14 protein-coding genes are annotated in these 13,123 nt (G+C 40.9%); 12 read left to right on the plus strand and 2 right to left on the minus strand.

Features of this window, described 5'->3' with window-relative positions:
• The 6 genes from B2R65_RS17115 to B2R65_RS17140 form a co-directional block, all read left to right on the plus strand.
• Positions 1–861: BMP family ABC transporter substrate-binding protein (locus B2R65_RS17115; RefSeq protein ID WP_286744679.1), on the plus strand; the 861-nt coding region annotated here is incomplete at its 5' end.
• Between the two features lie 78 nt (positions 862–939).
• On the plus strand, positions 940–2,316 hold the full coding sequence (locus B2R65_RS17120) for a uracil-xanthine permease family protein (RefSeq protein ID WP_286744681.1): 1,377 nt from the start codon (positions 940–942) through the stop codon (positions 2,314–2,316).
• 30 nt (positions 2,317–2,346) lie between these two features.
• On the plus strand, positions 2,347–3,081 hold the full coding sequence (locus tag B2R65_RS17125) for a DUF5020 family protein (RefSeq protein WP_004587064.1): 735 nt from the start codon (positions 2,347–2,349) through the stop codon (positions 3,079–3,081).
• A gap of 211 nt (positions 3,082–3,292) precedes the next feature.
• The gene (locus B2R65_RS17130) at positions 3,293–5,191 is read left to right on the plus strand and encodes a TonB-dependent receptor domain-containing protein (RefSeq protein WP_286744685.1); all 1,899 of its coding nucleotides are present in this window, start codon (positions 3,293–3,295) and stop codon (positions 5,189–5,191) included.
• Positions 5,192–5,200: 9 nt separating this feature from the next.
• Positions 5,201–6,214, plus strand: coding sequence for an MBL fold metallo-hydrolase (locus B2R65_RS17135; RefSeq protein ID WP_138576527.1), 1,014 nt, complete (start codon positions 5,201–5,203; stop codon positions 6,212–6,214).
• Between the two features lie 105 nt (positions 6,215–6,319).
• Positions 6,320–6,715, plus strand: coding sequence for a DUF4019 domain-containing protein (locus tag B2R65_RS17140; protein WP_286744689.1), 396 nt, complete (start codon positions 6,320–6,322; stop codon positions 6,713–6,715).
• Positions 6,716–6,898: 183 nt separating this feature from the next.
• On the opposite strand, the gene B2R65_RS17145 is transcribed toward B2R65_RS17140, so the two are convergent.
• On the minus strand, positions 6,899–7,798 hold the full coding sequence (locus B2R65_RS17145; RefSeq protein WP_138685306.1) for a LysR family transcriptional regulator: 900 nt from the start codon (positions 7,796–7,798) through the stop codon (positions 6,899–6,901).
• Positions 7,799–8,019: 221 nt separating this feature from the next.
• Between B2R65_RS17145 and B2R65_RS17150 the strand changes: the two genes are divergently transcribed.
• The 4 genes from B2R65_RS17150 to B2R65_RS17165 all read left to right on the plus strand — a co-directional run bounded on the left by B2R65_RS17150 (position 8,020) and on the right by B2R65_RS17165 (position 11,303).
• A complete protein-coding gene (locus B2R65_RS17150; protein ID WP_004587069.1) occupies positions 8,020–9,174 on the plus strand; it encodes an iron-containing alcohol dehydrogenase in 1,155 nt (384 codons plus the stop codon).
• 230 nt (positions 9,175–9,404) lie between these two features.
• Entirely contained in the window at positions 9,405–9,998 is a 594-nt protein-coding gene (locus B2R65_RS17155) for an RDD family protein (RefSeq protein WP_286744693.1), read from the plus strand.
• A gap of 42 nt (positions 9,999–10,040) precedes the next feature.
• Positions 10,041–10,304 (plus strand): hypothetical protein, encoded by a 264-nt coding sequence (locus tag B2R65_RS17160; protein ID WP_286744695.1) that lies wholly within the window; start codon positions 10,041–10,043, stop codon positions 10,302–10,304.
• 363 nt (positions 10,305–10,667) lie between these two features.
• The gene (locus B2R65_RS17165) at positions 10,668–11,303 is read left to right on the plus strand and encodes a trimeric intracellular cation channel family protein (protein WP_004587070.1); all 636 of its coding nucleotides are present in this window, start codon (positions 10,668–10,670) and stop codon (positions 11,301–11,303) included.
• Positions 11,304–11,306: 3 nt separating this feature from the next.
• Here the strand turns inward: B2R65_RS17165 and B2R65_RS17170 are convergent, their stop codons facing one another.
• Entirely contained in the window at positions 11,307–11,741 is a 435-nt protein-coding gene (locus B2R65_RS17170) for a GNAT family N-acetyltransferase (RefSeq protein WP_286744697.1), read from the minus strand.
• A gap of 96 nt (positions 11,742–11,837) precedes the next feature.
• Here B2R65_RS17170 and B2R65_RS17175 point away from each other — a divergent pair, with 96 nt between their 5' ends.
• Together B2R65_RS17175 and B2R65_RS17180 are read left to right on the plus strand one after the other, a co-directional pair.
• Complete coding sequence (locus tag B2R65_RS17175; RefSeq protein WP_286744700.1) at positions 11,838–12,677, plus strand: DUF417 family protein; 840 nt, start codon at positions 11,838–11,840, stop codon at positions 12,675–12,677.
• Between the two features lie 17 nt (positions 12,678–12,694).
• Positions 12,695–12,946, plus strand: a complete 252-nt coding sequence (locus B2R65_RS17180) for a Rho-binding antiterminator (protein ID WP_004587073.1) — start codon at positions 12,695–12,697, stop codon at positions 12,944–12,946.
• Positions 12,947–13,123 lie beyond the last annotated feature (177 nt).

Raw genomic sequence — 13,123 nt, forward strand, 5'->3', positions numbered from 1 at the left:
GAGGGCGCCGATGCAGAGCGAGTTATTACACAATTAGCCAAAAGCGGGCACGATTTAATATTTACCACCTCGTTTGGCTACATGAACCCGACCATTAAAGTGGCTAAACGTTTTCCTAACGTAAAGTTTGAGCATGCAACAGGTTATAAACGCGCTAAAAATGTGGGCACTTATTTTGACCGTATTTACGAAGGGCGCTACTTAACCGGTGTTATTGCTGGGCACATGAGTAAATCTGACAGTATTGGCTATATTGCCGCGTTTCCTATTCCTGAGGTAATACGCGGTATTAACGCGTTTACTTTAGGCCTGCGCTCAGTAAAGCCTAACGCAAAAGTAAAAGTAGTGTGGGTTAATAGCTGGTTTGATCCTGGTAAAGAGCGCGAAGCTGCCGACAGTTTAATCGACCAAGGTGTTGATATTATTACCCAGCACACCGACTCGCCTGCGCCACTTCAAGCCGCAGAAGCCGCCGGAATATACGCCATTGGTTATCACTCAGATATGAGCGGCTATGGTAAAAAAGCGCACCTTACTGCGCCTGTTCATCATTGGGATGAGTTTTACGCCGAGCGTGTGCAGCAAGTGCTTGACGATAAATGGCAATCGCAAAATGTATGGAAAGGCATAGATGCCGGTATGACCCGCTTAGCGCCGTTGAGTAAAGACATTCCTGCCAATGTTGTTGCCGAGGTAGAGGCGATTAAAACCAAAATTGCCAATGGCGAGTTTCATCCATTTAGCGGCCCAATTAACAATCAGCAAGGTGAGCTGGTAACTAAAGCGGGGCAAACAATTGATGATAAAACCTTACTGAGTATGGACTTTTATGTAGAGGGTGTTGAAGGGCAGCTTAAATAAGCGCCACTGTATTTAAATTAAAACCTGGGCAAGGCATTTATACCTTGCCCATATTAAAGCGCTAAAAGGATGTTGACTATGTCAAACCAAGAAGCAATCTCAGAAGACATAATTTACGCAGTAGATGATAAACCAGGGCTGACCGAATCTTTTTTTGCTGCCCTGCAACATGTACTGGCAAGTTTTGTAGGTATTATTACGCCCACGCTTATTATTGGTGGCGTGTTGGGGCTTGGTAGCGAAATACCGTATTTAATTAGTATGGCGTTGTTTGTATCGGGGGTTGGTACTTTTATTCAGGCTCGCCGTGTGGGGCCAATTGGCTCAGGGCTTATATGCGTACAAGGCACCAGCTTTGCGTTTTTAGGCACTATTTTGGCAACCGGTTTTACCGTAAAAGCCACTGGAGGCGGAAACGATGAAGTACTTGCCACCATTTTTGCTGTGTGTTTTTTAGCAGCCTTTGTAGAGATATTTATTAGCTTTTTTATAGAAAAGCTTGGCAAAGTAATTAAGCCTGTAGTGACCGGTGTGGTGATCACCACCATTGGGGTTTACCTTATTAAAGTAGGCATGACCGACATAGGCGGCGGGCAATGGTTATTAACTAATATGCCTGAAAAGTTTGCCTCGCCAAGCAACTTAATTGTGGGTTTTTCGGTGGTGACGCTGGTGGTATTACTAAATGCTAGCAAAAATCAGTGGGTAAGGCTTACCGCTGTAGTCGTTGCCATGTTAGTAGGCTGGTTACTTGCTCTTATTTTAGGTATAGCCAAATTTAAAATGGGCGAATTTGATTTAATTGCCATGCCATTACCCTTTAAATATGGCTTTAATATTGATTTTGGCGCCATGATTGCCTTTAGCTTTTTATACCTAATTACCGCTATTGAATCCACAGGTGATATAACTGCTAACTGCGCAGTGTCTAAATTACCGGTAAAAGGCGCAAGCTATTTAGCGCGTATACGCGGAGGTATTTTAGGCGATGGGGTTAACTCAATGATTGCTGCCGCATTTAATACGTTTCCTAATACTACTTTTAGCCAAAATAACGGCGTTATTCAGTTAACCGGTGTAGCAAGTAGATACATTGGTCTGTGGATTGGTGTAATTTTGATTATTTTAGGGTTATTTCCGGTGATTGGTGCCGTGCTACAAAATATTCCTAAACCAGTGCTAGGCGGTGCAACGCTTGTTATGTTTGGCACAGTAGCAGCCGCAGGGGTAAAAATTCTTGCAAGCGAAAAAATAAATCGTCGTAGCTTACTTATTATTGCGGTGAGCTTAGGTATGGGGCTAGGGGTTAGCTTTGTGCCCGAAATGTTTATAAATGCGCCTAAGCTGGTAACCGCTATTTTTGGCAGCGCTGTAACTGTATCGGGTTTAACCGCCATCGTTATGACGCTTGTTTTACCAGAAAATTATTCAGCAAGTACAGATCATCTTAACTAGACTAATAAAATTATAACAAAGGGATTAACAATGAAAATTACAACAATTAAAAAATTAGCCTTAGTAAGTGCTATCGCGGTGTGTTCAAGTAGTGTGTCGGCAAAAGAGCTGTGGTCAGATTTTAGTATAACCGCCATGACCGGCGCCGATTACCTCGAGCCGTTCTCGGGGGAGGAAGATGACAGAAGCGTAGTAACCATAGAGCATGCATCGGGACATACATGGGGCGGTACCTTCTTTTTTATGGATAGATTAAGTAACCCCGATGAAGTATACGGAGAGCTAAACATAAACCCAACGCTTTACAAGCCACAAAACAGCTTTGTTAAAGAGGTGTTTTTAGGCCTACAAACAGAATATGGCTCGGGCGATACCGATCAAAATAACTACTTATTAGGTGGCGGCGTATCGTTAGATGTACCAGGGTTCCAATATTTCAATGTGGCTTATTACCGTCGTTTTCAGGACGATATTGGCATAGAGCGTGAAGATAACAACCAAATAACCGTAACGTGGGGCTATAACAAGGGTAATTTTAGATACGATGGCTTTTTAGATATTGTTGACAGTACCGACACTATGTTTGGTAAAAGCGAAGGCGGTTTTAACTTTACCTCACAACTTAAATACAACATTGCTCCTATGCTTGGCCTAGACACAGGACGCCTTGATGTAGGTATAGAATACGTATATTGGAAAAATAAGTTTGGTGTAGATGGTCAAACAGAGCACAACCCAAATTTGATGGTTAAATGGCATTTTTAAAACCTTAAGCGATACAGAATACAAAAAGGCTGCTAGTTAATGCAGCCTTTTTTGTACAATAAACGCAATAAAATTGGCTTATTGTTAATAATAGCACTGGAGTAACTGCAGCTTAATTGATTAAGTTTTATTGTAAATTAATGAAATGTTAATTGCCGAAGTTATTGATAATTGTTATCATTACGTAAAATAACTAATTAAATACCCCGTAATGACTCTGAAAAACACTTTAGCTCTGCCTCTAATTGCTGTTGCGCCATTTTACACTTTGGCTAATGCTAACAATGATATAGAAACAATAGTAGTGACCGCCTCAGGCTTTGAACAAACCTTAGCGCAAGCGCCAGCTTCTATTACTTTAATTAGCAAAAAGCAGCTAGAAAACCGCGCTTATAAAGACTTAACCGATGCACTTAACGATGTTGCAGGGGTTACGGTTACCGGTGGTGGCTCGCGACAAGATATAAGCGTGCGTGGCATGCCAGCGCAGTACACTGCTATTTTGGTAGACGGTAAAAAGCAGTCAGGGCGTGAATCACAACCAAGCGGCAGCGGTGGCTTTGAGCAAGATTGGCTGCCACCACTAGACGCTATTGAACGTATTGAAGTTGTGCGTGGGCCTATGTCTACGTTGTATGGGTCGGATGCAATTGGCGGCGTTATTAATGTTATAACCCGTAAAAATTACGACAATTGGCATGCTAATGTTCGCCTAGAAACCACACAGCAAGAAAACAGTAATTCGGGTGATGAATACCAAGGGCAAATATATGCAGCGGGGCCATTAATAAAAGATTTATTAAGCGTTAACCTTTCGGCTCTTTACCAAGAGCGTGAAGAAGATGCAATTGAGCGCGGTTACGGTGAAAAAGAGCTGACAAGCTACAGTGGTACACTGCATTTAACAGCCACCCAGCACGATGTGATATCGCTTGAATACAGCGAACACGATCAAAAACGTATTTCTACCTCGGGGCTATCGTTACCTAATCGAAATAGCTCTAGCGAAACGAACAATAACCGCAGCACGTGGTCGTTAGCACATAAAGGTAGCTATAGTTGGGGCGCTGCGCATTCGTATATTCAACAAGAGTCGGTTGAAAACGAAGGCCGTGAAATAACCATCGAAAATACCTTAGCAAATACGCAGTGGTCAATTGCACTTGAAAACCACCATGTAACATTAGGCGGCGCATTTGAACAAGAAAAGCTTGATGACAAAACAACAAACGCAGCCACTATTACTAAAATAGATAACAAACAATGGTCGCTATTTGCTGAAGATGAGTGGAGCTTACACCCCGATTTTACCCTTACCACGGGTTTACGAGTTGATGATAACGAGCAGTTTGATTCGCACTTGAGTCCACGCCTGTACGGAGTTTGGAATATTAATGAGGCATGGACCTTTAAATCGGGCGTAGCTACCGGTTACAGAGCGCCAGATTTACGCGAGCTTAGCCCTAATTGGATCCAAAGCAGCCGCGGTGGCGACTTATATGGAAATGCTGACCTAGAGCCCGAAACATCCGTCAGTAAAGAAGCGGCTGTGTATTATGCTAACAGTGATTTTCAAACTAATATCACGGTTTTTCATAATAGCTTTGAAGACAAAATTAACACCGTTTTATGTCCTATCACAGTGTGTGGTGATGAAACCGACCGCTATAACATCAATATTGATAAAGCGGTGACTTATGGGGCTGAGCTAAATATAGAAACAATGTTAAGTGCAGATATTACTCTTGCAACTAGCTACAGCTATACGTTTTCTGAGCAACGCAGTGGCGACAATAAAGGCCAGCCACTTACGCAAATACCTAAACATTTAGCAACGCTAAATATTAACTGGGATGTAAGCGATAATATTAATACGTGGGCACGTGCTAATTACCGCGGTAAAGAAACCGAAGCAGCCTCTATAACTAGCCGTTTAACCTCAGCCCCTTCTATTGCAACAGCAGATATAGGCAGTGCGTGGCAAGTAAACGGTAACGTTAAAGTTATGTTTGGTATTTACAATATATTTGATAAAGCAACCAGCTACGATGAATACGGCTATGTAGAAGATGGCCGACGCTACTGGCTAGCTATAGATACAAAACTATAAGGGGTTTTTATGCCAAAATTTATATTATCTGCTGTGGTACTTAGCTTTTTAGCTACGTACCCGGCTATTGCGCAAAATACACAATTAACAGCGCAAGATTATGTCGAAAAAGGCATGCAGTACGCTGATGAGTTTCCGGGGTTAACAAGCCTATGCGATATACAAAACCCTTTACGTGATTTAACAAAGCGTGTTCGCACTAATAATGAAGGTAAAAAGCGCAGTAAAAAGTTGGGTAGTAAACGGCGCTCATCAACGATTGAACCTACACAAGTGTTTGACAACCTTTATTATGTAGGTACTGGTGGAGTGGCAAGTTGGGTAGTTAAAACATCACAAGGGCTTATTGTTATTGATGCGCTAAATAACAACGAACAAGCTAAAAATTACATTGAAAAAGGTTTGCTCACACTAGGCTTAAACCCCGAAGATATTAAGTATTTAATTATTAGCCATGGGCATGGTGATCATTACGGTGGGCAAGAGTACTTAGTTAATAAATACAAACCGCGTGTTGTAATGAGTGAGGTTGAGTGGCGACGCTTAGAACAACCAAAGCTTGATTTTGAAAGCCCACGTTGGGGCAAACGGCCAACAAGAGATATAAGCACAAAAGAGGCAGATACAATTACGCTTGGCGATACCAGCATTGGCGTTCATTTAACGCCTGGACACACCCCTGGCACTATTTCGTTGTTGTTCCCAGTATACGATAACGGCAAAAAACATATGCTAAGCCTGTGGGGAGGGACTGGGCTAAACTATGGGCCTGATATTGAGCGAATTAGCGCTTACAGTGTTGCCGCTAAACGTTTTGGCAATGTGGCAATGCAGGCCGGTGTAGATGTGTTTATATCAAACCACCCTAAACGCGATGGTTCGTATGAGCGCATAAAGCAACTTAAAAATAGAGCCCCCGAGGCGGCGCATCCATTTGTAATAGGCCAAGAGCAAGCCTCGCATGGTTTTTCTATGTTGAGCGATTGCACTTACGCGCAGGTTTTAAAAATTAAAGGAGAGTAAGGCACTTATTTGCAAAAGTTTTTAATATTAGGGGTTAACCATTTAACCAATGTGTTGTAATTTGGAATATCTATATTTACTTTTAACGCCAGATTAAAAGGAAGAATGATGAAACCCCTCATTTTAATTTTATGCTTGTTTATAAGCTGCTCAGTGTGGGCCGAAACCACTAAAAATATGCCCGTAGCAATAAACTGGTTACAGTTAGTTGATGCGGGTGAATACACAAAAAGTTGGCAACAAGCCGATGCGCTATTTAAATCGCAATTAAGTAAAGCAAACTGGAAAAACGCCCTAAACACAGTGCGTGCGCCACTAGGTAAAGTGGCTACGCGAGAACAAATAAGTGCTAATGCTTACTCATCTTTACCTGGTGCCCCGCAAGGTAAATACCTTATTGTGCAATTTAAAACGCAATTTTCAGCAAGGCTTGTGGTTGAAACCCTTACATTAAGTAAAAGTAGTGGGCAATGGCGCGCGGTTGGCTATTTTATTAAATAACCAGCGTTCAATACCAATCCGTAACAATACATAATGATTTTCAGGGGCTAAACGTGTCGCTATCTGCGTTAAAAAATTCTCATTTAGAACAACTAAATAGCGAATTTTTTGCCTTGCTATCATCACGTTTACTCATCCTCAAAATAGATCACTTAATTATGCGGATTGGTATAAGTTAAAAAACTATTTTGCGTATTTATTAATATTCGAAAAAGCCATTAACACATCGCGGGCATAATTAAGCCGCGGGTGAGCAAGCGCCCCTTTACGCCACGCTAAGTACAAATTGTTTTCCGGCCCTTGCGGACCAAGTTTAATTAATCTACCCGATTGAATATCGTCATGACATATATAATCAGGCAGCACGGTATAGCCTACACCGGTTCTTACTATGCCGGCGAGCGCGCGTATGTCGGGGCAGCGGGCAATTATTTTTGACGTACAGCTTTGTTTAAATACAGTATCAAAATACTGGCGTATAAGCGGTAATTGACTGTCGTAACTGACCACCGGCAGCGTATTTAAAAGTGCTGGCGTAATGGTTTGCCCCTCTAAGCTTTGCGCTAATAAACGGTGCGCCACCAGTACTAGCTCTTCGCTGTCGAGCACTTCAAAGTCGTAAATTTTGTTATCGGGCAGAGAGGCTGTAATAGCCATATCGGCAACGCCAGTATCAAGCGCTGAATAAATTTGCTCACGATTACCAGGCAGCACGACCACATCAACATTGCCTGCTTGTAACAAATTTGCCAGCTGTGCTGAGGCAACATAACTAATATATTCGGCGGGCCCGGCTAGTGTAATCGTTCCGCTCACATCGTTTGAACGGGTGCGTACAGAGGCAACTTTTTGCTCTATAGCATCAAGGTGATTTGCCACTTGGCCTGCTAAATCGTGGGCGGCATTACTTGGTTCTACGCCTCGGTGACGCCGCTCAAATAACGATTTACCTACCACCGACTCCATTGTTTGTATATGCGCGGTTGCAGCCGGTTGCGACAGCCCCAAATTTTTAGCAGCCCGAGAGATGTTTTTACAACGATATACCTCAACAAAGGTGCGTAATTGTACAAAATAAGACATAAAACATTAGGTATCAGAAATCCGATGGGTAAAGCAAGATTAACTGAATTCTACTTATTGTAAAGTGCGCGTACACTTGCGCTCGTTCAGTTAGACATTAACCGTTTTCATATTTAACTTATAAAATAGGTAATTAATTACTTGAAAGTTAACTATTAATTCCCATTTTATAAAGCAATGAGCACCAGGGGCTGAGCCCCGTAACCAAGTAGAGTACAAATATGTTAAATTTTGCATTTAAAAACCGCACCGAGATTTTATTCGGCAAAGATCAAATTAATGAGATCGCAAGCCGCGTACCAAGCCAAGGCAAGGTCATGTTTTTATACGGTGGCGGTTCGATCAAAAAGAACGGCGTATATGACGATGTAGTAAATGCACTTGAAGGTGTGGACTTTGTGGAGTTTTCGGGAGTTGAGCCAAACCCAACTTACGAAACACTTTCAAAAGCTGTAGAAATTGTGAAAGAGCAAAACGTTAGCTTTATATTAGCTGTAGGCGGCGGTAGTGTTATCGACGGCGCTAAATACGTAGCGGCAGCAGCAAAATACGAAGGCGACGGCTGGGATATTTTAGTTAATGGCGCAGAAGTAAAAAGCGCATTACCTATTGGCGCGGTATTAACGCTTCCGGCTACTGGCTCAGAAAGCAACGGTAACTCGGTTGTTACCCGTAAAGAAACCCAGCAAAAACGTGCCTTTGGTACGCCAATTGTACAACCGCAATTTGCTGTGCTTGATCCTACGTATACATTCTCACTGCCAACTCGCCAAATTTCTAACGGTGTAGTTGATGCGTTTGTACATGTTATTGAGCAATACTTAACGTACCCAGTTAATGCGCCACTGCAAGACCGTTTTGCAGAAGGCATTTTATCTACGCTAATTGAGCAAGGCCCTAAAGCCCTTGAAAACCCAGAAGATTACGATGTTCGTGCAAACGTAATGTGGTCGGCAACGATGGCACTAAATGGCTTAATTGGCCAAGGCGTACCGCAAGATTGGTCTACGCACATGATTGGCCACGAGCTAACAGCGCTTTATAGCTTAGATCACGCTGTAACACTTGCAATTGTATTACCGCCGCTTATGTTTGTTCAGCAAGAGCAAAAACGCGCTAAAATTATTCAGTTAGGTGAGCGTGTATTTGGCCTTGATATGCAAGACAAAAACGAGCTGATTGATGCAACCATTAAACATACTCAAGACTTTTTTGAGCAAATGGGCATTAAAACAAAACTTGGCGATTACGACCTAGGTGAAGACGCGGTTGAAGCCGTTGCCAACAACCTTGAGCGTAACGGCATGACAGCCCTTGGCGAACATGGCGATATTGACATAGCTAAAGCGAAGAAAATTTTAAGCCTAGCGCTTTAATTTAATTGTTTTTTGAATGGCGCTTTTTAGCGCCATTTTTTATGCTCAAAAAGCTAAAAGCTAAAAGCTAAAAGCTAAAAGCTAAAAGCTAAAAGCTAAAAGCTAAAAGTTAAAAACTAAAGGCTAAAAACTAAAGGCTAAAAGCTACGCCAGTCTTTAATTTAAGATATTGAATAAATTACTAAAGCTATGCTACTTTGGGTTAAATTACGTTAAGGAATACCCCAAGCATGGACACCCCAATAGACTTTTCTACCTACACATTAGATGAACTTTACTCCAGCGCAAAAGTCATTGACCGAGAACGTTTTCCTGAGCGCGCAAAAGAAATAGACGAGCTTATAAAAACCCGAGAAGCGCAAGATCCCGCACACAATGCCGACCTAAAAATAGCGGGAGAAAAAGCATCACGCGGGGACAGGCTTGTTGCTGCTATTATTGACGGCCTATTAGGTATAGCGGTTTTTATACCTGTAATAATGTATATCGGTTTTGAAAGTTTAAGCCAACCAAATCTGAGTTTAACGGCATTTTTATGGGGCTTCGGTGTGTTTTCTACGTTAGTGCTTCATGCCTACCTTATGTATCAATGCGGACAAACTATTGGTAAATACTGTATGTCTATTCGTATAGAAAACCTAGACGGCACACAAGCAAGTTTTATAACTATTTACTTTAAACGCATGTTACCTATGCAGCTGTTATCACTGGTCCCTTCGGTAGGTCAGTTCATTGCTGGATTTGTAAACCCTGCATTTATATTAGGAAAAGATAAACGCTGTTTACACGATCATATAGCGGGAACAAAAGTGAGTAATATTTAGCAATAGCAATACTCAGCGAAGGATAATACTTTAAAGGGATTTATGAAAAAACTAACAAGGTACAAAAAAACACCCAGCGCAAAACTACTTTGGACGCTTGGTTTCAACACATTTATCGCAGTTGTAGTTTTATTTTGGGTAGAGGTATTTATTGAACAGCCTTTGCTGCATCAATTTTTATACCTCTTTGCGTTTGTCCTATTGAGGGTATTTTTACAATGGCATTATATGAAAAAAGAACAATGCCATGCGGTTGAAATTGTTGACCTTTGCCGATTAAATTTGTTCAAACTAGGGGCAATTTAATCGCGGCGCGAGGTTTGTAACCTAGTGGGCTAAGTAAAAACCGAGCAACAAAGAGTAAATTGTCCCTAGGCAGAACCCGAAGGGCAGCTGCAAATTTAACCTCGAAAGGTCAACAGACCCTAGTGCTGGTGGGCACTAAAAAAGGCGACTCAGCTAAAAATAAATAATGTGTAAAAACTACTCACTTTTAAAATAATTACCTTTTTAAATATCGCATATCACAATAACCCATCATTAATTTTATCAAAAATTTATTAACCCATTGTTTTTAAATGTACTTTTAATCCTCGCTTTTGGCTTTTGCTAATTACATCTGGCATATAAATTGATACACCAATGTATAAAATTTAAAAGGAAATGCACATGACTGCTGAATACTTTATGGTGCTGGGGCTGCTCGGAGTGGCTTTTTTTGCGGTTGCAGGAGCACTGCTAGGCTACGAAAAAAACATAAGTGGTTTTGGGGTAGTGGTGGTCGCAACTGTTACAGCTTTAGGTGGCGGCACGCTAAGAGACATACTTTTAGATAAACCTATATTTTGGATAGCTACGCCTGAGTATTTATACTCAACTTACGCCGCTATTATTGCCACCATATTTTTTGTGCGTTACTTGCCTCATGTAAATAACTATTACTTTTTATTAGTCGATGCTATAGGTATGGCATTATTTAATATTATGGGGATAGAAAAAGCCTTAATAAGCGGTACAGGTATGGTAATAGCGATAACAATGGGGATCACCACAGGGATTTTTGGCGGCCTAATACGAGATGTAATTTGCCGCGAAGTACCCTCAGTTATGCGAAACGAGCCCTATGCTTCAGCCTGTTTAGTAGGCGGCCTAGTTTATGCTGCGCTGTTTACCATAGAAGTCGATTACATTTGGTGTATTTTAGGCTCACTTTTTACCACTGTATTTTTAAGATTAGGCTCGCTTAAATGGGGCTGGCACCTAACCATTTTCAGAAAAAAAGATTTTAAAGATCAAAGAGAGTAGCTCTTAGTTATTTATAGGCTGGGTTTGCATATGGTACTCATAGTTATCTTCCCCAGTGACCTTAAAGCCTAGTCGAGTATAAAGTGCTTTAGCAGGGTTGTTTTTAAGTACTGTTAGTTTGATAGGCTTTAACTTTGCAGTTTTAATTACTTGCTCAATAACGCCTCTGCCGTAGCCTTTGTTTTGATGGTTGGGGTGTATTTGCAATTGCATTATTTCAATGTGGCTACCGCATATCTTGTACTTTAGCGTACCTATAGTTTCACCATTAAACTGTATAAGATGAGAGCAATCGTATTGCTCGTCAACCCTTTCATTATGCTGTTGCTCAGTTAAAAATAAGCCGGCCACCTCAAGGTGCTCTACCATAGTAAGTTTTCTAAGACATAATAAATAGCCGCGCTTTTCACGCGTGGCTTTTGTAAACGTAAAAACCAAAATGTCCTTCCTTGTATTAAAAAATTTAACTTTAGTTGAATCACTTTTTGTAAAAATTAGGTCTTTATTAGCCATTACAGATTTAATGGGCACACAATGAACATAACACACACAAATAACGCACTCACCTTTTTACTTACACTCAGCTTTGCATTACTTGGTGTATCGTTTGCTTTAGGTGCAAACCCAAACACACTCTCAGCTACCTTTAGTTTTTATGAACTTGATACCTTACTCAGTAACAATACATTAGGTTTGCTCACAGGCACCGCGATGATCGCGTTGGCAGTCACCACCTTAGCTGCGCACCTTAAATTAATAAAGCCTGTACCTGCAGTTATACTCGCATTAGTTGTTAGCATAGTGCCTTTGCTTACCCTATTTGCGAGTAACCGCTGGATGGCACAGTTAGGCGGCTTTCCAATTATTGGCAGTGGGCAAGGCATAATTAAATACTTTGCTACCATCCCTTTGTATTTATTTTTGTTTTATAAAAATAAGCTAACAGACAAACAACACGTACTTTTAAACTTTATACCGGTTGCTATGGTTTTACTGTGGATTGGCGGCATGAAATTTTATGAGTTTGAAGCCAAAGCCATTGTAGGCCTAGTAGAAACCTCACCGTTTATGTCGTGGTTATACACGGTATTTAGCGTACAAGGCGCATCAAACGTAATTGGTGGGTTTGATGTATTATTTGCAGTGTTACTTGGCATAGGCATTTTACTTAATAATAAAAAGCTTATTATTGTTAGTGGCTTAGCGTGTTTAAGTGTATTTTTAATGACCCAAACATTTTTAATTACCGCAAACGGCGCGTTTAGCTCAAGCACGTTACTAGAGCGTTTAGGGCAATTTGTAATCAAAGATTTATGGTATGTAGGCAACTTAATTGTTATTGCCACTTTAATGCTACTTAAGCCAGCTAAATAATATATCAAGAGGACGTTATGATCAGTTGCAACCATTACGATTACATCGAAATTGCCTGTATGCACCATTTAAGCGTTGAGCTTATTTTAAAAAATGGTGATAGTGTATGTGGTGTAGCAACTGATACAAAACGCAATGCACTCAAACAAGAGTGCATTGCCATTAACGTAAATGGCGAGCTAAAGCTTATTGTGCTCACTACAATTAGTCTACTTAAAGCGCGTGAGAGTAACCCTTACTTTGATCATGTTAATTTTGATGTAAAGTAAATCACTAACCAATTCGTTTTATCATAAACACTCCAGCGGGCCTGTTTCATCATTATGTTAAGGCTCGCTTATCTAACTAGTGCTTTAGCTAATTACGTGCTAAATACATACATTCCAAAACGCCAATTAAAACAACACCAAGCTCTTTTTATATTCTGCGTAAAAATACAGTAATCA

This window comes from Pseudoalteromonas sp. UBA2102 (assembly GCF_002331165.1).
Classification (GTDB): Bacteria; Pseudomonadota; Gammaproteobacteria; order Enterobacterales; family Alteromonadaceae; genus Pseudoalteromonas; species Pseudoalteromonas atlantica.